Here is a 22,976-nt window from a genome sequence, read left to right as displayed (position 1 = left end):
ATTATATGCAAAAGCCCGAGTTATTCTCGGGCTTTTTCTTTTCTGGCTGATCAATTATTTGTAACTTGTCCTGTTCAAAAATAAACAAAACAAAAACAATTATACTTATGGCTTTTGATATTGAAATGATTAAAAAAGTGTATGAGAACATGCCAGGTCGTGTTGATAAAGCACGCGAGATCGTTGGTCGTCCACTTACATTAACAGAGAAAATTTTATACAATCACCTTTGGGATGGAAGTCCAGCCAAGGCGTTTGGCAGAGGTGTTGATTATGTTGATTTTGCACCAGATCGTGTGGCATGCCAGGATGCAACTGCACAAATGGCATTATTACAATTCATGCATGCAGGAAAGAAAACAGTTGCGGTTCCAACAACAGTTCACTGTGATCACCTGATTCAGGCAAAAGTAGATGCTGTAACCGATTTAGCCAGAGCAAAAACACAAAGTAATGAAGTTTTCGATTTCTTATCGTCAGTTTCAAATAAATACGGAATTGGTTTCTGGAAGCCAGGAGCTGGAATTATTCATCAGGTAGTACTTGAAAATTATGCGTTCCCTGGCGGAATGATGATTGGTACCGATTCGCACACTGTAAATGCAGGTGGTTTAGGAATGGTAGCTATTGGTGTTGGTGGAGCAGATGCTGTGGATGTTATGTCTGGTATGGCCTGGGAATTGAAATTTCCTAAATTAATTGGAGTAAAATTAACTGGTAAATTATCAGGATGGACTGCTCCTAAAGATGTTATTCTTAAAGTTGCTGGTATCTTAACTGTAAAAGGTGGTACGGGTGCGATCGTTGAATATTTTGGTGAAGGTGCAACTGCAATGTCTTGTACTGGTAAAGGAACTATTTGTAATATGGGTGCTGAAATTGGAGCTACAACTTCAACTTTTGGTTATGATGATTCTATGAGTCGTTACCTGCGTTCTACAAACAGAGCTGATGTTGCTGATGCTGCAGATAAAGTAGCTTCTTACTTAACTGGAGATCCGGAAGTATATGCCAACCCGGAACAATATTTTGATCAGGTTATAGAAATTAATTTATCTGAATTAGAACCACACTTAAATGGTCCTTTTACTCCTGATTTAGCTACTCCAATTTCTAAAATGAAAGAAGAAGCGATCAAAAATAACTGGCCATTACAAATTCAGGTTGGTTTAATTGGTTCTTGTACAAACTCTTCTTACGAAGATATTTCCCGTGCAGCTTCTTTGGCAAAACAAGTTGCAGATAAAAACTTAAAAACAAAAGCTCAGTTTACAATCACCCCAGGTTCTGAAGTTGTGCGTTCTACAATCGAAAGAGACGGATTTATTGAAACTTTTAATAAAATCAATGCTACTGTTTTTGCAAATGCCTGTGGACCTTGTATTGGTATGTGGGACAGGGACGGTGCTGAAAAAGAAGAAAGAAACACTATTGTTCATTCTTTCAATCGTAACTTCTCAAAACGTGCAGATGGTAACCCAAATACTTTAGCTTTCGTGGGTTCTCCGGAATTGGTAACCGCTTTAGCTATTGCCGGTGATTTAGGTTTCAATCCATTGACAGATACTTTAATCAATGAAGATGGCGAAGAAGTAATGCTTGATGCTCCAACAGGAGATGAGTTGCCTTCTAAAGGTTTTTATGCTGAAGATCCAGGTTTCCAGGCTCCGGCTGAAGATGGTTCCGGAGTTCAGGTCGTAGTAAGTCCAACATCTGAGCGTTTGCAATTATTAGCTCCTTTTGATGCTTGGGATGGTAAAAACATTACTGGTGCTAAATTATTAATTAAAGCATTCGGAAAATGTACGACGGATCACATTTCTATGGCTGGACCGTGGTTGCGTTTCCGTGGACACTTAGATAATATTTCTAACAATATGTTGATTGGTGCTGTGAATGCATTTAACCAAAAAACAAATTCGGTTAAAAATCAATTAACAGGAAATTATGATGCAGTTCCTGCTGTGGCGCGTGCCTATAAAGCGGCTGGAGTTCCTTCTATTGTTGTGGGCGATCATAATTATGGTGAAGGTTCATCTCGTGAGCATGCAGCTATGGAGCCACGTTTCTTAGGAGTGAAAGCCGTATTGGTAAAATCATTCGCGCGTATCCACGAAACTAACCTTAAAAAACAAGGTCTTTTAGGATTGACTTTCGCTAATGAAGCAGATTATGATAAAATTCAGGAGAACGACACTATTAATTTTACTGATTTAACGGAATTTGCTCCAGGAAAGCCATTAACATTAGAGTTCGTTCATGCAGATGGCAGTAAAGATATTATTCTGGCAAACCATACTTACAACGCAGGTCAAATTGGGTGGTTTGTTGCTGGTTCAGCATTAAATTTAATTGCTGCAGGAAAAGCTTAATTTTAAGATTCCATTATATTTTAAAACGCTCTGTGAAAACAGGGCGTTTTTTTATAAGAACCTAATCTCAACTGTCCGCTATATCTTTTTTTTCTTGCTAAAGAAGCAAGAAAAAGGATGTCTCCCGATACTTCGGGACCATCCGGCTAGGGTACTCATTTTTATAATAAGTTCAGGTGCAAATATTTGACTATAAAAAATCGATTAACTGTAATTGGTTGGTGTTTAATAGATTATAATGTTGTAAGAGTCAAGAATGTTAATTTGAACAAAATTTGTTGTTAAAAAAAGTGTTTTTTTTACTTTAAAAAGTTAAATTCGCCTTACCCCAAATAAAATTCGTTTTTTTAAGTTTAATAAGTGAATAAACTTGAGAAATTACGAAAACAAAATTGAATAAAATGGTTTTTAGGTTAATAATAGTATTGTTTTTTTTTAGTGTCAGTGCTTTTTCTCAGGAGAAATATATCAAACACAAAATCTCAAAAGGAGAAAATCTTACTGTAATCGCCAAAAAGTACGGAGTTAAAGCGAAAGATATTTTAGAGGCAAACCCAAACGCTCCTAAAATTTTAAAATTAAATTCGGTTTTACTTATTCCAAATACAAATTCAACATCTGCTATAAAATCAAGCGAAACTATTGCAAATGCGACTCCTGGTTTACACGAAGTTCAATCTAAGGAAACACTTTGGGGAATCTCAAAAAAATACAGCGTTTCAGTTGAAGATTTAAAGAAAGCAAATCCTTCTCTGGAAACTGAAGGACTAAAATTGGGTCAGCAAATTAATATTCCGTATAATTCAGTTTCGGTTTCAGAAAAGTCAATCGACGATCTTAAAATCGTCACCGATGTAGAAGTTATTGTGGAAGTACAGCCTAAGGAAACAAAATATACAATTGCTAAAAAATACGGAATTACTGTTGCAGAATTAGAGAGGCAAAATCCTTTTGTTAAGGGGAAATTACCTGTTGGGTATGTTTTAAAAATACGGACTTCAAAACAAAAAGCTGCTGCTGCACAAAGATTAGATGCTTCAAAGCCATCTATTCAGGTTGCGGCAAATACATCGTCACAAACAGAAGTGTCAAAAGAGGGGCAGCAAAATGAGCTATCAAGTTCTGCGGTAGTTTTAGAAAAATCAATTGACGATCTTAAAATAGTTACTGATGTTGAGGTATCTGTAGAAGTTCAGCCGAAAGAAACGAAATATGCAATTGCTAAGAAATACGGAATTACGGTTGCAGAGTTGGAAAAGCAAAACCCTTCTATTAAAGCAAAATTACCAGTCGGCTATGTGTTGAAAATTCGAACTTCAAAAGAAAAAGCAGATGCAGCACAGGCATTAATCCAAAACGTGGCAATAAAAGATACTTTATCAACTCCCAATCAGCATATTCAAATTGCTGATAATTCAGAATTTAACAGAGATTCCTCAGCAGTAATAAAAGTAAGTAATCATTCCGATTTGATTAATCAGCTGATAATAAATGCAACTGAAAATATCGGGATTAGATATCGCTCAGGCGGGACTACAAAAGCAGGTTTTGACTGTTCAGGCTTGATGATTTCGACCTTTAGTAATTTTGATATCAAACTGCCAAGAAGTTCTATAGAACAATCCCGTATAGGAATGAAAGTCAGCTCAAACGAAGCGCAAAAAGGTGATCTGGTTTTTTTTAGAACTAATGGAAGAGGTCATATTAACCATGTCGGAATGGTGGTTGAAGTACTTGATGGCGAGATTAAATTTGTTCATTCTTCAACGCACGGTGGCGTTATGATTTCTTCCACCAAAGAGCCTTATTATGCAAGAGCTTTTTCACAGGTGAACCGTGTTTTGGAATAGATTAAATATTTGGAAAAATTTTATTTCTAAACTCTTCAATAGGAAAAGGCTTTCCTAAAAAATCAGTAACATATCTGCTTTCGCTAATTCTTTGAATTTCATCGGAATCTAATGTGGAGGAAAGTACAAAGATTTGATTATCTTTTTTTAAGTCATTATCTAATTCTGCATACTTGTTCAAAAAATCAAAACCATTCATGACAGGCATCTGTACGTCCAGGAGAATAATTATTGATTGATACATTTTTCCGTTATTCTCAAGCCACTCAATACCTTCTTTTCCATTATTGGCAACATGGATTTCTTCTATAGAAAGTACTTTTTTGAACAGTTGTTTGATAACAAGCTGATCTATCAGATTGTCCTCAATTAATAAAAATGTGTATTTAGATTCCATAAGCATGAGGGATTGTGACTGTAAATTTGCTTCCAATATTGCTTTTTGAGCTTACGGATATGTTTCCTTTGATATTTTCTACTGCTTCTTTGACAATATAAAGCCCTAAACCAGACCCTTTGTTTTTATTGGTACCAAAATACATCTCAAAAATATTGTCCTTATATTCATCATTAATGCCAATTCCATTATCTGCGACTTCAATGCTGCTAAAGCCATCAATAAGATAAGTTTTTATAGAAATAAACATTTCCTGTTTACTACTATCGGCATATTTTATTGCATTTGATATTAAATTAAAAATAATAATCTTTAATCGTAAACTATCACTCTGAATTTCGTCAACTAATAATTGTTTTGTAAAAATTATTCGGTTTGCATTTTCAATGTGCATTAATTGAGCTATAGCCTCATCAAATAATTCCTGTAAACTTACAGGCTCCATAATAACTTGTGCTCTTTTGTTTTTAGAATAGTCAATAATATCGTTAATAAATTGGTCTTGTTTAGCAAGACTTTGATGCATTAGCTGCAAATATTTTTTGATTTGGTTTGGATCATCCTCCAACTGTGTTATTTCTATCAGTCCTTTTAATGAAGTAATGGGAGATCGCAAATCATGTGAGGCACTATAAACAAATCGGTCAAGTTCATGATTTACAAGTGTTAAGTTCTCATTTTTAACCTCAATTTCTTTTTTGGAAACGATAAGTCGTTTTACCATAATTGTATAATAAAGGCAGACACTGCACACAATAATCAGAATGAAAATAATATTAGTGGCCATAAGTAAGCCTTTTATTTTACGTGTTCCTTCGCCTAAAGTGTTAGAGAAGTTACGTTCGTTAATCGTAAGTTTATCACTGATATCGCTTATTTTCTGTAGAAATTTTTGCTGAATTTCAGGAGTCAGTTGATTCTTTTCTATTTTTGCATTAATCTGCTGGCCTATAACAAATAATTCAAAAATCAATTTATCGCCTTGTTCCCATTCATGAATCGCCTTCGCTAAAAATGGAACTTCCTTAAAATTTTCGAATAGCCAAACAAGATCATCCAAATCATCTTTATGATTTCGGCCAACTAGAAATCCTTTCCTGGCATCTTCATTGTCTCCCGCCTTTAGCATAGTTTTTCTGGCGATTCCATCACCTTGAGGAACTTTTAATTCTTCCAGATATAATTTCCATTGTTTTTGATCTGCAGTATATAAATAAGTAATAAGATGTCTGGAAGCATCTTTTTGCCCTTTAGAATAATGTGATTCTCCATTAACATAAGCCCGGTTTGCAGATAAAATTTTGATGGTAAAAAAGTTAATACAAATCAATAACGCACAAGAAACAAATACTATAAGTAATAGAATGAAGACGTTTGCAAAACGTAATTTGTTTAAAATCTGTAACTTAAACATCGCTTCTGTTTTGTAGGTTAATAATTTGATTTTCTGTACTAAGATAAACTTGAGGTAAATAGCGTTTTTAATTCAGAGGAATTTTTTCTGGGTCGGCTAGTTCTTATGTAAAGATAAACATTTGTTAACGAAATTATTGGCTTTTTACGTTTTTAACACCTCTATCAAATTTAATAAAAAATAATTAGTTTAAATAGAAGTGATTGTTTTTTTAATTTAATTTATTTTTTAATTATTTAACTATTTGATTTTCATATTTTTATCAATTTTAAATTCAGATTAATTAACAAAAATGATGTTAGTAGAATGAATTGGTCATAAATGTTCCAATTAAAAAACAACTATTACATTGTTTTTTTTGTTTAATGTTTTTAAAACTGATAAAAAATAATATCTGTTTAAAAGCAGGCTCCTAATTGTGTAATGTTAAAAGAAATTACGAGTTAATTAAAATGTAAGAATTTCAAAATATTTTGGTCGCAGGATTTATTTATATAAAAAAAGCTGTAAGTATGAAACTTTCAGCTTTTTTTTATTGATCATTAATTTCGAATGAATGCTATTTTATGCTTTAATAAATTGGGTGCTGCGAACTATATTTTTATGTTAAAAAATAATAATAAGCAAGTGGTTGTTTAAAAACTTACTTCGGTAAATATTGATTAAGATCTTCGTTCTCGAATTTATTGGTTACAATTTCTTCTTTTACAAAACTCAATTTTGGCTCTGACGCCATATTTTTCTGAAATTGTGGATTTGAAATCGTTGAACTTTTAATTTTAAAAAGATTAATCCCAAAATATCCGAGACAAGCAATACCTATAATAACTAAAAAGATATTCAGATAAAGTTCTGTGCCTTGCTTGTCTAAACTTTGAGCAAGCATGACAAGAGCAAATGCAGGAAATATAATTCCCCAGTATTCCATATTGATCCAAAACAAACCATGATTGCTTTTAAAATTTATTTCCTTGCCGGTTTCCTTATCAATAAATACCCTTAGAGTTCTATTCCATTTAACTCCGAAAATATAACTGAAAATAGCAGCGATATAAAGCGGAATAACAAAACACTGTGTCACGTAAGTTTCCGGTAGTATGGAAATAAACAAAAATATGGCGATAAATAAAATTAAAATTGAGAGAAATCCTCTGCCTGACCAAACTATCATAATATTGATTTTAGGGTTATGCCTACTTTATTTTTAAGTCTTTTTCGGCTTATTTAGACTATTGATTTTAAATAAAAAGTGTTAGAAAATTCGGTGTAATTAGGAGTTAACATTGATCAAGCCTCTGAAAAACTGAATTCCGCCAAATAAAATAGCTCCCCAAAAGATAAAGCCAACATTAGCCAACGTTAAGGCTGTTCCGCCAATGCACCAAAGAGCACCGTAGAGCATATCTTTTCTGGCTTTTTCGTGTTTAGCTTCTTCAATTTGTTCTTCAATATTATCAACAATAATTGTGGCATTTTCGTCACTCAATCCTTTTTCGACAAGTGCGGCCTTGGTTTCGTACGCTGATTTATTTTGGTTTATCAGAAGATTTGCGGCATAATTATACAATTGATTCGCTGTTTCTTGCGATGCTGCGTTGGTGGTTTCCATAATGTTTTTGGTTTTGGTTGGTTAGGTTTTTATGTTTTTGATTTTCAAATATAAATAGTTGAAATAGTATAATGTTACGGGAACACGTAAAGTGTTAAATTTTTGTTTTTAAAGTTGAATTTTATAGGATATTCTTTAGACAGAATATCTCATGAAACCGAAATTTGCGTGAGGAGTTGAGGCGGTATCCTTTCGCCGGCGAAGCAGGGTAAAAGATATAGCCGATCCCGAAGCCTCGGGATGACCAGGAGGGACACGCCAAAATTATTCGTTAATATTAAAGTTTGGTTTCAATTTTAAACTTGATTTTTGATGATTAATAGAAATGTCTAAAAATCCAACAATCTAACAATTGAATCAAAATATTTTAGAAAAAAGTATATCTTTAGCCAACCAAAAATCTAAAATAATGCAGGAAAACGACCAAGAACATTTTAAAAGAGAACTCGGATTGCTAGACGGAACTATGCTTGTCGTAGGTTCTATGATTGGATCCGGAATATTTATAGTAAGTGCTGATATCGCCAGACAAGTAGGATCAGCTGGATGGCTAACTTTGATTTGGTTAATCTCAGGATTAATCACAATTATTGCGGCCGTAAGTTATGGCGAGTTAAGCGCTATGTTCCCAAAAGCAGGCGGACAATATGTGTACCTGAAAGAAGCATATAATAAACTGATTGCATTTTTATACGGATGGAGCTTTTTTGCTGTGATCCAAACCGGAACAATAGCTGCAGTAGGTGTGGCTTTCTCGAAGTTTGCCGCTTATATTTATGAGCCATTAAGCGATGAAAATATATTGTTTCAATTGGGTTCTTTTAAACTCAACGCTGCACAAATTGTTTCTATTTTCACCATTGTTTTGCTAACTTATATCAATAGCCGTGGGGTTAAGAACGGTAAAATTCTACAAACTGTTTTAACGATTATCAAAATTTTATCATTGCTGGGTTTAATCTTTTTTGGATTAACGCTTGCTGCAAAAGCTTCGGTTTGGGATGCCAATTGGGCTGATGCATGGACAACGCGTTCGTACAATGCCGAAAGCAGTTCATGGCTTCCAATAAGCGGAACGGCTTTGATTACCGGGATTTCTGCTGCGATGGTAGGATCGTTATTTTCAAGTGATGCATGGAACGGTGTTACTTTTATTGCTGGAGAAATTAAAAATCCAAAACGTAATGTGGGTTTCAGTTTGTTTTTAGGAACTTTTATTGTGACGATTATTTATGTTTTGACCAATTTGATGTATTTAGCCGTAATTCCCCTAAACGAAATTGCCACAGCAAAATCTGATAGAGTTGCGGTAGTAGCTTCACAATATATTTTTGGAGATATCGGAACTTTAATTATCGCTATTATGATTATGATTTCGACTTTCGCCTGCAACAACGGATTAATTATGGCAGGTGCGAGAGTATATTATACGATGGCAAAGGATGGTTTATTCTTTAAAAAAGCGGCAGTTTTAAATGAATCGAGTGTTCCTGCCTGGGCTTTATGGGCGCAGTGTTTTTGGGCTTCTGCTTTATGTTTGACTGGAAAATACGGAGATTTATTAGATTTTGTAATCATCATTGTATTGATTTTTTACATCCTGACAATCTACGGAATTTTCATCCTTCGTAAAAAAATGCCTGATGCAGAAAGACCATACAAAGCTTTCGGATATCCGTTTTTACCAATGCTATATATTATTGTTGCAACAGCAATTTGTATCTCATTATTATTAACTAAATTCTCAACTTGTGGTTGGGGAGTGCTGATTATGTTAACAGGAATTCCAGTTTATTATTTAACGAAACCAAAGGAGAACTAAATTGTTTCAAGTTTCAAGTTTGAAAAGTTTTAAGTTAAATCAACTTTGAAAATAAATATAGAACACGCCTTGTTAATAGCAAGGCGTTTTTTTATAAAATCTGTTCAAATCAACGTAAAAATAATCTCGCAAAGTCGCGAAGTCGCAAAGGAAGCTTAAAAAGAAAAACTTTGCGACTTCGCGACTTTGCGAGATTAAAAACAAATAGCATTGCGAACTTTGCGTAAAACCCTTGCACCCTTTGCGGTTAAATCCTCAGCACATTTCAAAAAAAAAAGACACTGCTTATTTCTAACAGTGTCTTTTGATTTAAATAATCCAGAAAACCTTATGGTTATTGCGCCATTTCGGTTTCGGCAGAAGATTTTATAGTTGAATTAATAATATTCAAAGTAAGAGGATCTGTTTCTCCAGAGAAAAATGCATCCAATATTTCCTGAAATATAGGGTTTGTGTTTTCTACCAAAGAAAAAAGTGTCATCGAAGAGCGAAGTTTTCGGGCATCTAAATCTCCTAAAATTCCATCCGCTGATTTTCTTTTAAAAGTTAATAAAAGCTCAGAGATTTCTATAAGATGTTTTCCTAAAATAGGGTGCTCTAAAAATTCGGTAGCTTCATTAAGATCGGCAATAGCATACAGATTTGCAGTATCGCTACTACCTAATCCTTTAATCTGAGGAAAAATGAACCACATCCAGTGAGTCTCTTTTTTTCCCTTGTTAATTTCGGAAAGAGCAGTAAGATAAAGTTTGTTTTGCGCATCTAAAAAACGCGTTAAATCATTGTTTGAGTAAGCCATTAGGTAATTTATGTATAAAAAAAGGTTGCAAAAATACTAAAAAAGATAAGGTCTGCCTAATAAAAGGTTCACACAATGAGTATTTTAACTTTTAGTGGAAGAATTTTCTATTGTATTTCCAACTAAAAATAAACTCAGCTATCCAAGAGCGTTAAATTAAAATGAAAATCATAATTTTCGATTCACTCTTCTAAATGTTAAATTAATTCTGGGCAATACATCCCGGGCTGTTTTGGGTACGTGATGCTGCCAAAAACTGTTTGTTGTTCCCGACATCAATAAAAAAGAGCCATGGTGCAGCGGAATTTCAATCTGTGGAATGTCTTTTCTGAATTTATGACGCAGCCTGAACATTCTGGTTTCTCCAAAAGTTACTGAAGCAATAATTGGATTTGGGCCTGTATTGTGTTCTTTATCGCTGTGCCAGGCAACGCTGTCATTGCCGTTGCGATATAAATTCAGCAGCAGAGCATTAAAATCGACTTGGGTTTCTTTTTCAACACGGCTTCGGATAGTCAGTAATTCATAAGTCCAGTTTGGCCCGTTTGGATCTGCCCCAATATTGTCCTTATCCTCATACCACGCAATCATTCTGGGAGCTGTAACGGTTTTGTCGAACATTTCCATTTCATATTCCCTCCATTTGGTTTGATGTAAAAGTCTTTCATAATAATAATCCGATTCTTCTTTGCTGAAGAAATTGTCTATCAAGATCAGTTCAGTATCAGGCAGGTCAAATACGGTTTTGCCACTCACGCCTGAAGTAAATAATTCGGTGTCGTTAAATAGTGTCATTGTTTCCATTTATTTTTTGTCAATTTCAATCCATACTGGCGCATGATCGCTTGTCTTTTCCCAGCCTCGAACATGGCGATCAACACCGCCGGCGCGTAACGTTGAAGCTATTTGCGGACTCAGTAAAAAATGATCAATTCGAAGTCCGGCATCTCGCTCATAAGCATTTCTAAAATAATCCCAAAAGGTGTAAATTTTCTCATCCGGATATAATTTTCTAATGGCATCTGTCCATCCTTGCGAAACAATGTCCTTAAAAGCTTTTCGAACTTCAGGTAGAAAAAGGGCGTCTTTAACCCATTTTTCAGGTTTATAAACATCCAGTTCCGTTGGCATCACATTGAAATCTCCAACGAGTATTACGGGAGTATTTAAACTCAGTAAGGTTTCAGCACGATGAGCCAGACGATCAAACCATTTCAGCTTATATTCTAATTTAGGTCCCGGTGCAGGGTTTCCGTTGGGCAGATAAAGACAGGCAATCACGATTCCATTGATCAAAGCTTCAACATAACGACTCTGAACATCTTCTTCATCGCCGGGGAGAATTCGGGTTACTTCTTCAATTTCCATATTTCGGGCTAGAATAGCAACACCGTTCCATTGTTTTTGTCCGTGCCAAATGGCATTGTATCCAGCGTCATTAATCGCTTTAAGCGGAAAATTATCCTGAGGCGCTTTTAATTCCTGCAGACAAACAATATCAGGCTTGGTTTCTTCAAGCCAGCGTAGTAATACATTTAATCTTCCGTTAACTCCGTTTACGTTATATGTTGCTATTTTCATGGTGCATTTAATTAGTTGGATATTAAATTTACTGATTATTAAGCATTTAATGAGGTAGATTTTATAATCTTATTTCAGGAACTGTTTGTTAAAGAATACTTTACCCGGATATTTTTCTGCGTAAGCAAAAATTAATTGCACCATGTATTGATTGCTTTTGTAAGGTGTGACATAATTTTTTACTTCTGAGGGATCTGTAATCGCAACATCTGACGGAATATAACCCATCCCATAAAAGTGTCCGTTTTCAATCCAAATACAGCTCCGTTCCTCTTTTGACCTTCCTTTGTCTATAATGGCAAAACTGGGTCTGTTGCTTAATAGAAAGTCAATTGCGTTGTCGACCTGTTCGTTGTGAAGCAAAACATCCGGGAGACTTTTGACTTCATTATTTTGAAAAAACTCTCCTTCTTCAGGTCTGGAATATTTGCAGAATCTTTGGTCAATTTCAAATTGCTCCGCCAGACTTCTCAGTAAATCTATAGCGTTATACAAACTATTAAACTCATGAATGCAAGTCTGAAATTTGGTTAGTTTTCCAACGGCCAGATATTTATATCCGTTTCTGGCTTCATATTGATAAATGCCAAATTTGGCTTCAAAACGTTTTAATGCTCTATTGTAGGTTGGCCAAAGCTGTTTTATTTCGGTACATTCTAATAAAAGCGCCATTAACTCGGTGGCACAGATTTCATAAGAAATACTATAGATATCCCGCAAAAAATGCTGTCTTTGCGGATTGATTTTATGACCGCTAAAATGAGAAGCTACGCGTTTTTTTAAGTTGATTGCTTTCCCGACATAGATTACCTTTTTCATCTGATTATAAAAATAATAGACACCTGGTTTTTCGGGTAAATTATTAAAATCTTCAGGAGGCAGGTTAGGTGGTAAACGCTGATCTTGTGAAGTCATCTTGACCATTTTTGCTATCTCGCCTTCAGCATCCCATTCGAGTAATCGGGAGAATAATATTGCGGTAGCAGCTGCATCACCGCCTGCCCGATGTTGATTTTCTAAAGGTATGTCTAGCGAATGGCAAAGTTTTCCCAAGCTGTAAGACGATAGTCCTGGTTTAATTTTTCTTGCTGCGCGAACGGTACACAGTTTTCTGGCGGTCCATTTAAACCCCGCTTGTTCTAATTGATGACGCACAAAAGAATAATCGAAGTTGACATTATGAGCAACAAAAATACGATCGGTTAGCATTTCCAGAACTTTCTCTGAAATATCATCGAAAATTGGTGCATTCGCGACCATTGCATTATTAATGCCTGTTAATCCAAAAATAGAAAGCGGAATTTCTTTTTCCGGATTAACAAGCGTTTCGAAGCGGTCGATTACATTTTCGCCGTCATGTATAATAATGGCAATTTCGGTAATGCGGCTGCCACTGGCGTTACCGCCTGTGGTTTCGATATCTACTATGGCATATTCCTGCTTTTTCATCTCTTTATTATAACGCAAAACCTCTTTTTGTTCTTGTAAAATCATCGGTGGTTATTTTTGAAATTTCATTCGGTGTCTTGGTAAGTTGATTTCATGTCCCTGCGGATACGGTTCACGATGCGTTGGACTCACATCTTCTTTAATTTGACGCTGTGTTGTAAACTGATCTTTAGCATCCATATATCTTGGATCCGGAATAAAAGGCATTTTGGCCATTTTAATAATGGTAATGGTTGGGAAATGATAATCGACTTCGACATTTCCTAAAAGCAAATAACAGCCTCCGCCCTGAAAAGGATATAGTGCCAGACAATCCGGAAAATGTGCCGTATCAAAATAAGTACCTTCATGATCGATCCAGGTGCCGAAATACATGTTTCCTTTTTTGGTCGGAACTTGTTTTCTGGAGATTAAATACGCCAGCATCTTAACCTGTTTTTTATGATATGCTACTAAATCCTTAGCCATAATATCGCCACGGTATTTAATTTGAAGCAAATCAAAAACAGTACACGAAACAGGAAAACTCAACAATTCAATTTCATCAAATGCATCTTCAAAAACAGAACGTTCCAAAGTAGGAAGTTTGTATTCTTTAACGGGTTCCTGCAATAACATCAAACTTCTGTTTTCGGGTTTGAAATTATTTAAAAGCAAACTCGCAATAACCAAAAGCTGATTTTTAGTTTTTCCTGTGAAGCGGAAAGCGCCTATAAAAATCAAAATTTTAATACTTTCAATCCCAATCGGAATTCGGTTTATGAAGTCTTCTAAAGAAAGATAATCGCCATTTTTCTCTCTTTCTGATTCGATTAAATACGCTGTTTTCGATTCTAAACTCTGCAAATGCATAAATCCGAGATAAATATCAGTTCCGTACAAAGTCGTTTGGTATTCGCTTTTATTCACGCACGGATTTAGGACTGTACCACCAGACATGCGTGCCTCGTGTACATAAACTTCGGTTCTGTAAAATCCGCCCTGATTGTTGATTACGGCTGTCATGAACTCCACAGGATAATAAACTTTCAGATACAAACTCTGATAACTTTCCACAGCATAAGAAGCCGAGTGGGCTTTACAAAATGAAAACCCAGCAAACGATTCAATCTGACGGTAAATTTCCTGACTAAGTGTTTCAGGATGTCCTTTTCTGGCGCAAGACGCAAAGAAATTATCTTTTACTTTTTGTAAAGCTTCTAAAGAACGTCCTTTTCCAGACATAGCACGGCGCAGGATATCGCCATCTGCTGCAGGAACGCCACCGTAATGCTGGGCAATTTTAATAACATCTTCCTGATAAACCATAATACCATAAGTTTCGCCAAGATGCTCTTTGAAAACCTCATGAAAATATTCGAATTGATCCGGATAATTATGACGGAAAATGTATTCTTTCATCATACCGGATTGAGCAACTCCAGGCCGAATTATTGAAGACGCGGCAACTAAAACTTTATAATTATCACAATTCAATCGGCGTAATAAACCGCGCATCGCAGGACTTTCGATATAAAAACAGCCAATAGTTCGGCCTTGAGCCAAATGAACATTACAGATTGCTTCATCTTTAGAAATAGAAGTATTGCGAATGTCTATTTTAATTCCTCTGTTTTTCTCGATCAGTTTTACACTGTCATCAATATGTCCAATCCCGCGTTGGCTCAAAATATCGAATTTATCAAAACCAATTTCTTCCGCAATGTGCATGTCAAAAAGCACAATTGGAAATCCTTTTGGAGGCATTTCCAGAGGTGTGTAATTCGTAATGGGATCTTCAGAAATGATAATACCACAAGCGTGCATACTGCGCTGATTGGGGTATTTTACAATCATGTCGCTATATTCCTGAACGAATTTTACAATAGAATTGGTTTCGTGTAGCTGTTTTGGATTTTTAGCCAGCATATCCAATTCTTCTTTTGGAAGGCCAAACACTTTTCCGACTTCCCTGTAAATAGATCGGTGTTTGAACTCGACATTGGTTCCGCAGAAAGCAACGTGCTCACGACCATAAGTTTCGAAAATATATTCTAAAATGGTATTGCGTTCTTTCCAGCTCCAATCAATGTCAAAATCGGGTGGGCTTTTACGATTTAAATTTAAAAAACGCTCAAAATACAGATCGAGTTCGATTGGACATATATCGGTAATTCCGAGACAATAAGCAATAATACTGTTGGCTCCACTTCCGCGCCCGATGTGCATAAATCCCTGACTGTTGCTGTATCGGACAATATCCCAAGTGATTAAAAAATAACCGCTGAATTGTAATTCGTCAATAACTTTTAATTCTTTTTCTACACGTTTTCGGGCAATTTTGTTTTCTTTTCCATAACGCCATTCAAAACCTATTTCGGCCAATTCTGTTAGTTTTTTGAGATCACTCTCACGATTTCCGGTAAAGAATTTTTTATTTCTTTTAATTGAAAAATCGTATTGAAAATTACAGGAATCGATTATATGTTGCGTGTTGACAATAATTTCAGGATATTTTTCATAGAAAGGCGAAAGCGATTCTAGAGGCAACATTTTTTCAGAAGTTTTGCAATAATCAGCTTCTGTCAATTTTGATAAAATAATATTGGTATCAATCGCACGCAGGATTTTATGCAGGTTGAATTCTTTTTTATTTCTAAAAGTTACCGGTTGAAGCACAACCATTTTAGAAATTTGATTTTTATGTTCCGATGTGAAAAGCTTTGAAATTTCATTTGTCCGAATGCCGATAAATTCATTTTCACGAAGCGTTTTCGGTGCATTTTCTAAAGTATAAATCACAAAAACCGATTCGAATTGAGGAGCAATTAATGGCAAAGGTTCTCCGCTGAAATTATGTTCTGTTAAAAACCGATTCATTTCAGCTAAACCTTCAGCATTTTTAGCCAGGCCAATATATCGGAATTGATGATTGCAGCGAAACTCCATCCCAACAAGAGGTTTAATTCCAACTTTATCACATTCTCTTATAAAGTCATAAATTCCCGTAACGGTATTAATGTCTGTCAACGCCATAGCTTTTATGTCGCAAGAAACTGCCTGCTTGATGAGATCATCAAGAGGAATCGTGCCGTAGCGAAGCGAATGGTATGAATGACAGTTGAGGTACATTTATTTTTTACGTTTTAAAATTTCGTCCTTATTATTCGGTTTAAAATGAGCTCCGGCACAACGCATTACAGCATCAAAACCATAACGGCTTTTCATTTTATCCATCGCGGCGTAGAGTGACAACATTTCCTCAGTATCTTCAAAAAGATTGATTTGATAGGTACCGCGAACCAATCCGCTAAAGCGAATACCAATTAAGCGTAATCGCATACGGCGTTGGTACAATTTTTCAAAAAGCTCCATTACATTTTTGGTTAAAATATGATCTGCTGAGGTGTACGCGATTTTGCATTGTTTGGTTTCGGTATCAAAATTGGCGTAGCGTATTTTAACCGCAATTGTTGAGGTTAACCATTGCTCGGATCGCAATTGGAAAGCCAGTTTCTCGACCATTCCGATAAGTACTCTTTTGAGTTTTGCGATATCTATAGTATCCTGAGAAAAAGTATGTTCAGTCGAAATTGATTTTCTTTCGGTATAAGGTTCAACAGGTGTATTATCGATTCCGTTGGCTTTTTTCCAAATATCCAAACCATTTTTGCCAATCATCTGCTGTAAAACTTCAGGAGGCATTTCAGCTAAAGTTTGAATTTTACGAACGCCAATTCGGGACAAAAGCTGAAAAGTTACAGCGCCAACCATAGGGATTTTTTGAATCGATAACGGATTCAAAAAACCTTGCACCTCGTTTTCCGGAATTTGTAAATTTCCAACTGGTTTGCCTTCGCCGGTAGCAATTTTAGAAACGGTTTTATTGATGGATAATGAGAAACTGATAGGAAGTCCGGTTTCTTTAATGACAGATTGTGCCAGTTCATTTGTCCATTTATAGCTTCCATGAAATTTATCCATTCCGGTAATATCCAGATAAAATTCATCGATACTGGCTTTCTCTAATACCGGTGCTTTTTCCTGAAGAACATTTGTAACATCATGCGATAATTTCGAATATAATTCCATATCGCCTTTCATTATTTTGGCATCCGGACAAAGTTTCATCGCCATATGAATTGGCATGGCTGAACGCACTCCAAATTTTCGCGCTTCATACGAACAAGAGGCTACAACACCGCGTTCACCACCACCAATAATCAACGGTATACCGTTTAATTCTGAGTTAGTTAGCCTTTCGCAGGATACAAAAAAAGTATCTAAATCCATGTGTACAATTGCCCGTGCCATTTTCTTGTTTTTGTAGGTACAAAATTAGTACAGATTAGAACATTTTTTCATATATTTGCTGTTCCAAATTATAACAAATTAGTTATGTCCTTATTTTCAGACAATATCAGAGCATTAAGGGTTAAGCATAAAATATCGCAGGAGAAATTAGCTGAAAACCTAAAAATTACCCGAGGCAGATACGTTAAATATGAAGACGGAACTTCAGAAGCTCCGTATGATATTTTAAAGCAGATTGCGTTATATTTTCATATGAGTATTGACTTAATTTTATCTGTCGATATTCGCAAAATCGATGTGGAAAATTTAATAAAACTGGAAGGTAACCGACTTATTTTGCCCATTCAAGTCGACCGATTCGGAGAAAATTTTATCGAAATTGTATCCCAAAAAGCAAAAGCAGGCTATCTAAACGGTTATGCCGATCCGGAATATATCGAAAGTTTACAGCAGGTTTCGCTTCCGTTTTTGGGTCCGGGCAAACACAGAGGATTTCCTGTAGAAGGCGATTCGATGCCGCCACACGAAGACGGTTCCATTATTATTGGGCGTTATGTAGAAAGGCTGGGAGAAGTTATGGATGGGAAAACTTATATCCTGATTACCAAAAATGAAGGAATGGTTTACAAACGTCTTAATAAAAACAAAAAGAATGCTTTGGTTCTGGAATCAGACAATCGTTTTTATCCGAATTATGAAGTGAAAGCCTCAGATATTTTAGAAATCTGGGAATACGAATGCAACATCGGACGAAGCGATAGACGTCATGAGCAGACAGAATCGCAAAGTATGAAGGATTTGCTTTTAGAAGTGAAACGAGAGGTTATGGAGATTAAGAATAATACTTCGAATACGTAAAAAGTTTTTGCCACAGATTTCACAGATTTGAAGGATTTTTTTTTCGCCACGAATTCACGAATTTTGATTTAAAATAATTCGTGAATTCGTCGCGAAAAACTTTAGACAAAGTCCTTCATTTTTTTATATATGGATTTAAATAAACTTTGTGCCTTAGCGTCTTTGTGGCGGAAAAAACTAAAAAATCTTAGCAAACCCTAATCCATATTGCTCTCCATTATAAAAAGGCATTATCATAGAAGTTGACTTACTTTCAGAAGAGGATTTGAATATTTTTTTGGTAATATACGGATTCATCCAATAAGCGATCTTAGTACTCAAAATCCCGATTCCGGCTCCGGCGGCAACATCGGTTAACCAATGACGATTATTATAGATTCTAAAAAGCCCGGTTCCGGTGGCTACGGCATAACCGGCAATTCCATACCAAATCGATTTGTCTTTGTATTCCTGCCATAAAAACTCAGCTCCGGCAAAAGCAGTTGCGGTATGTCCGGAAGGGAAGGAGTTATTCGAACTTCCGTCAGGTCTTTCTTCGTGTACAATCGATTTTAAACCCAAAACGGTTGTCGCCATAATCGCATAGGAAGTTACAAATATTACCGAACGATCCCGCATATTATTCTTCCCTTTTACACCAAAAGCATTCAGAGCATAAACAGAGGCCGCGGGCGCATATTGAGAGAAATCATCAATGGTAATTTTCTCGTCAATATCTTCGGTAACTTCTGCTTTGATTTGATGGTTAAAGCTTAGAAGCTGATCATTTCCAATTCCGATAACGCCGTAACCAATCAATACACTCGGAATAATTAATTGTTTGTAACTGAATTTTAAATGATTTGAAGTGCTGTCAATTTTAGCAATGGAATCATTTTGTTGTGCACTTGCAGAAAAAAAACCGAATAGAAATACCAGAGAAATCGTTTTGTAAAACATCTTTCGTTATTATTATAAGTTGCAATAATAACGAATGTGTTAACTAACTATTTTTGGCTTAATTGAACCTTAAGCGAATATTAACCAGTTGTGTTTGAATGATGTAATTGGATTAAGATTGGCTAAATATTAGAAAGCAAAATGTCAAATTCCAAATTCCAAATTTCAAAACAAGTTAATTAAACATAGTCCCAGAGGGACGATATATTTATAGAAAAATTTCATTACATTTTAATAAACCCCATCGGGGTGGCATGTTTGTAATCATGATGACTGTCGCTCCGCTGGAGCTTTATTGGAGAATCTATAAATTGGCTATAAACATTATGCTCCGCTGGAGCTTTTTTTAAAATTTTATCGCAATGTTATATACTTTGTCTAAACTGGACTGAAGTCCAGCCCTACAATATAATTTGAGCCTACTGCTCTTTTTACACTTTTAATGAGAACCAAAACGTACTCCCCAATCCCAAATTACTCTCAACCCCAACACTTCCATTTTGCGCTTCAATAAATTCCTTGCTGATCGCTAATCCCAATCCGGTTCCGGATTTTTGACTTCCTGGAACCTGAAAATATTTATCAAAAACTTTGTCTTTATATCTTGCGTCAATTCCTTTTCCGGTGTCTATAACCTGAAAAACGATCTGATTGTTTTCTTTTTTTAATTGAATGACAATGGTACTTTTCTCAGAAGAATATCTTATTGCATTCGATAAGTAATTAATCAGAACCCAGCCTGTTTTTTCGCTGTCGGCTTTTACATCTTCCAGATTTTCATCAGCATGAATAACCAATTTAATCTGCTTTTGATCGGCCTGAACTTTTACAGCTTCTACAGCATAATTTACAATTTCGTGTGGATTGCTTTTTTCGATATTCAATTGAATATTTCCGGTTTCTAATTGTGATAAATTCAGCAATTCGCCTGTGATTTTTAATAACCTCTGACTATCATCTTTGATACTTTCAACCAATTGTTTTTGATCGTCGTTCATATCGCCGGTTTTGGCATTTTCAAGTAATTGCAAACTCAGTTTTATAGATGCAATTGGCGTTTTTAATTCGTGCGAAACGGTGGCGATAAAATTGGTTTTAGCAAAATCAAGCTCTTTAAATAGTGTAATATTTCGCAGAATAATCACATCGCCAATATTGATTTCTTTTTCTTCTCCGGTTGGAATTATCGTAATATTTAGAATTTCTTTTTCGAAATAACTTTCCTTTCCGTGTGCGTAAATTTTAAGCGGTTGTTTTTTTGGAGAATCAATTTCTTCTTTTACAATCAAAGACCGAATTAAATCATTAGACAAGGCTAGAGTAGAGGCCGATTTCCCAACAACATCTTCCAATTTCATTCCGATAATCTTCAGTGCTTCATCATTCATAAACAAAATAATTCCGTCATTATCCAATCCAATAATAGGATCATTCATATTATTGATAAGCGTTTCAAGTCGTTTCTTTTCGAAAAACAACTTATACAAATTACTATCATTGTATTCCTGAAGTTTTTGCGCCATCGTATTAAACGATTTTGCCAAATCACCATATTCGCTGTGACTGGTAAAATGGACGCGTTCTGAATAATTCTTGTTTGCAATTTCCCTAATACTTTGCGTTAATTCCTTAATAGGGTTTGCAATGTTATTCGGCAGATTAACCAATAAGTTAAACGCAATTAAAAAGCATAAACTTCCCACAATGGCAATCCATAAATTGGCATTTTCGGCGGTATGTTTGGCAATGTCGCTTTTCTGTTTGATGGCATCCAGATTCAGTTTCATAATCGCAAAAATGTCTTGCCTGATTTGCGTTTTTAGGATTTCATCGGCACTGTTTTTTTCTAAAAGCGAAAAATCATTTTCAAGTTGAGTCGTTGCTTCTTTTTCACCGGGTTCGGTAACATTTTGCGTTTGTTTTTCAAGATATTCCTTGAAAACGGAAATCTTACTATTGGGGTTTTCTTTAATTTCATCCAAAGACAAAATCATATTTCGCGAATATTCCAGCGTATTATAATTCGCTTTCAGAATATTCTCCGTGTCCGCTTTTATCAAAAAAACAGAATAGCCGCTCACTAAAGAAAGTATGATGATCATCAAAAATAACAATCCAACACCCAGATTCAATTTGGTTTTAATTCTCATTTTATAAAACATTTAATTTTTTTTCACCATATAAGTGATATAAGGAAATATAACAATGCGCAATAGTGGCAAAGAATAGAAAAAATAAGAAAGTTTGTGATCTTGCTACAAGCAAAAACTTAAATGAACTTTGCATAAACCTTTGCGAACTTTGCGGTTAAATTCAACGCCCCTAATTAAAATGAACTTATATAACTTATATGGTTTAAAATTTAAGACAGAATAACAAGGTCTACATTAGATAAAGACAGGCGATTTAACAAACGTCTGAAAATTGTTGTAGACAAAATTACTTTAAATAAATTCAAATGCGGTTTTCCAATGCAGACAGTTGTAATTTGTTTTTCTTCAACCGCAATTAAAATAGCATCGGCAATATTTTTATTTTCTAATTTGATAACTTCTGCGCCTAATTGTACGGCCAGTTTAAAGTTATTAATTAAATGTCTTTGTTTGTCTAACGCAATTTTTGTACTGCTTTCTTTTGGTGTTTCTACATACAATACGTACCAGCTTCCGTTGTAATAACTCGCCAGACGCGCCGCTTTTCGAATTACGATTTTAGCCGTTTTATCATTACTGCTAATGCATGCCAAAAGTTTTTCATGACGTAAAGCATGCAGTTGAGGTACTTCATTTTCGACTTTTCGAACCACCTGGCTTGCTACTTCTTTCAAAGCCAATTCCCGCAATTGTAAAATTTGTTCCGATTTAAAAAAGTTAGTCAAAGCGGTCTGAATTTTATCAGCTGTATAAATTTTACCTTCCTTCAAACGCGCAATCAAATCTTCCGATGTCAAATCGATATTTACTACTTCGTCAGCCAAACGCAAAACATTATCCGGAATTCGTTCCTGAACATCAATTCCTGTAATCCGTTTTACATCTTCATTCAAACTCTCAATATGCTGAATATTAACTGCCGAAATCACATTGATTCCCGCATCTAAAATTTCTAAAACATCTTGCCAGCGTTTTTCGTTTTTGCTTCCTTCAATATTCGTGTGCGCGAGTTCATCAACAATTACGACTTCCGGTCTAAGGTTGATAATTGCCTGTACATCGAGTTCTTCCAGCTGTTTTCCTTTATAGAAAATGGTTCGCCTCGGAATCACAGGCAAACCAGCTAAAAGTTCATGCGTTTCCTTTCGCATATGTGTTTCGATGTAGCCAATTTTCACATCGATTCCATTCTTCAACAAAGAATGCGCTTCCTGAAGCATACGAAAAGTCTTGCCCACACCGGCACTCATCCCAATGTAGACTTTAAACTTTCCTTTTCGTGATTTCTGAATTAAATCGAGAAAGTGCTGTGCGTTATTTTCTTTTTTCTGTTCCATATGGTTTTGCCACGAAGGCGCTAAGTCGCAAAGTTTTTTTTAGCCACAGATTTCACAGATTCAATTGATTTTTTTTCGCCACAAATTCACGAATTTTTATTTA

Annotated in this window: 17 protein-coding genes; 4 read left to right on the top strand and 13 right to left on the bottom strand. The window is 35.4% G+C overall.

Going from position 1 to position 22,976, the window contains the following annotated elements:
- Positions 1-107 precede the first annotated feature (107 nt).
- Both J2X17_RS17440 and J2X17_RS17435 read left to right on the top strand, forming a co-directional pair.
- Positions 108-2,372: an aconitate hydratase gene (locus J2X17_RS17440; RefSeq protein WP_310300915.1), complete on the top strand. Its 2,265-nt coding sequence runs from the start codon at positions 108-110 to the stop codon at positions 2,370-2,372.
- 401 nt (positions 2,373-2,773) lie between these two features.
- A complete protein-coding gene (locus tag J2X17_RS17435) occupies positions 2,774-4,222 on the top strand; it encodes a LysM peptidoglycan-binding domain-containing protein (protein WP_310300913.1) in 1,449 nt (482 codons plus the stop codon).
- 1 nt (position 4,223) lies between these two features.
- On the opposite strand, the gene J2X17_RS17430 is transcribed toward J2X17_RS17435, so the two are convergent.
- The 4 genes from J2X17_RS17430 to J2X17_RS17415 form a co-directional block, all read right to left on the bottom strand.
- Positions 4,224-4,619 (bottom strand): response regulator, encoded by a 396-nt coding sequence (locus tag J2X17_RS17430; protein WP_310300910.1) that lies wholly within the window; start codon positions 4,617-4,619, stop codon positions 4,224-4,226.
- Complete coding sequence (locus J2X17_RS17425) at positions 4,609-6,033, bottom strand: sensor histidine kinase (RefSeq protein ID WP_310300907.1); 1,425 nt, start codon at positions 6,031-6,033, stop codon at positions 4,609-4,611. The genes J2X17_RS17430 and J2X17_RS17425 overlap by 11 nt, the downstream gene beginning before the upstream one ends.
- 643 nt (positions 6,034-6,676) lie before the next feature.
- Positions 6,677-7,204 (bottom strand): hypothetical protein, encoded by a 528-nt coding sequence (locus tag J2X17_RS17420; protein ID WP_310300904.1) that lies wholly within the window; start codon positions 7,202-7,204, stop codon positions 6,677-6,679.
- 99 nt (positions 7,205-7,303) lie between these two features.
- Positions 7,304-7,642: a hypothetical protein gene (locus J2X17_RS17415; RefSeq protein WP_310300901.1), complete on the bottom strand. Its 339-nt coding sequence runs from the start codon at positions 7,640-7,642 to the stop codon at positions 7,304-7,306.
- Positions 7,643-8,051: 409 nt separating this feature from the next.
- Between J2X17_RS17415 and J2X17_RS17410 the strand changes: the two genes are divergently transcribed.
- Complete coding sequence (locus J2X17_RS17410) at positions 8,052-9,464, top strand: APC family permease (protein ID WP_310300899.1); 1,413 nt, start codon at positions 8,052-8,054, stop codon at positions 9,462-9,464.
- A gap of 334 nt (positions 9,465-9,798) precedes the next feature.
- Here J2X17_RS17410 and J2X17_RS17405 read toward each other — a convergent pair whose 3' ends face one another.
- The 6 genes from J2X17_RS17405 to dinB all read right to left on the bottom strand — a co-directional run bounded on the left by J2X17_RS17405 (position 9,799) and on the right by dinB (position 17,586).
- Positions 9,799-10,263, bottom strand: a complete 465-nt coding sequence (locus J2X17_RS17405; protein ID WP_310300896.1) for a DUF1810 domain-containing protein — start codon at positions 10,261-10,263, stop codon at positions 9,799-9,801.
- A gap of 168 nt (positions 10,264-10,431) precedes the next feature.
- A complete protein-coding gene (locus J2X17_RS17400) occupies positions 10,432-11,058 on the bottom strand; it encodes an alpha-ketoglutarate-dependent dioxygenase AlkB family protein (RefSeq protein ID WP_310300893.1) in 627 nt (208 codons plus the stop codon).
- A 9-nt stretch (positions 11,059-11,067) separates the two neighbouring features.
- Positions 11,068-11,844, bottom strand: coding sequence for an exodeoxyribonuclease III (xth, locus tag J2X17_RS17395; RefSeq protein ID WP_310300890.1), 777 nt, complete (start codon positions 11,842-11,844; stop codon positions 11,068-11,070).
- 69 nt (positions 11,845-11,913) lie between these two features.
- Entirely contained in the window at positions 11,914-13,293 is a 1,380-nt protein-coding gene (locus tag J2X17_RS17390) for an exonuclease domain-containing protein (RefSeq protein WP_310301133.1), read from the bottom strand.
- Between the two features lie 51 nt (positions 13,294-13,344).
- Positions 13,345-16,404: a DNA polymerase III subunit alpha gene (locus tag J2X17_RS17385; protein ID WP_310300886.1), complete on the bottom strand. Its 3,060-nt coding sequence runs from the start codon at positions 16,402-16,404 to the stop codon at positions 13,345-13,347.
- Positions 16,405-17,586 carry a DNA polymerase IV gene (gene dinB / locus J2X17_RS17380; RefSeq protein ID WP_310300884.1) on the bottom strand — a complete coding sequence of 394 codons (1,182 nt, stop codon included), beginning with the start codon at positions 17,584-17,586 and terminating at the stop codon, positions 16,405-16,407.
- A gap of 84 nt (positions 17,587-17,670) precedes the next feature.
- Here dinB and J2X17_RS17375 point away from each other — a divergent pair, with 84 nt between their 5' ends.
- Positions 17,671-18,444, top strand: coding sequence for an XRE family transcriptional regulator (locus J2X17_RS17375; RefSeq protein ID WP_065448371.1), 774 nt, complete (start codon positions 17,671-17,673; stop codon positions 18,442-18,444).
- 177 nt (positions 18,445-18,621) lie between these two features.
- Here J2X17_RS17375 and J2X17_RS17370 read toward each other — a convergent pair whose 3' ends face one another.
- From J2X17_RS17370 to J2X17_RS17360, 3 genes are all read right to left on the bottom strand, one after another.
- On the bottom strand, positions 18,622-19,383 hold the full coding sequence (locus J2X17_RS17370; RefSeq protein ID WP_310300880.1) for a phosphatase PAP2 family protein: 762 nt from the start codon (positions 19,381-19,383) through the stop codon (positions 18,622-18,624).
- A 431-nt stretch (positions 19,384-19,814) separates the two neighbouring features.
- Complete coding sequence (locus tag J2X17_RS17365) at positions 19,815-21,533, bottom strand: sensor histidine kinase (RefSeq protein WP_310300878.1); 1,719 nt, start codon at positions 21,531-21,533, stop codon at positions 19,815-19,817.
- Positions 21,534-21,745: 212 nt separating this feature from the next.
- Positions 21,746-22,873, bottom strand: a complete 1,128-nt coding sequence (locus J2X17_RS17360) for a sensor protein KdpD (RefSeq protein ID WP_310300876.1) — start codon at positions 22,871-22,873, stop codon at positions 21,746-21,748.
- Between the last annotated feature and the right edge of the window lie 103 nt (positions 22,874-22,976).

Origin of the sequence: Flavobacterium aquidurense, from assembly GCF_031458035.1 — a bacterium.
In the GTDB taxonomy this organism is placed as follows: Bacteria; Bacteroidota; Bacteroidia; order Flavobacteriales; family Flavobacteriaceae; genus Flavobacterium; species Flavobacterium aquidurense_C.
This window is presented reverse-complemented; position numbering and strand designations above follow the sequence as displayed.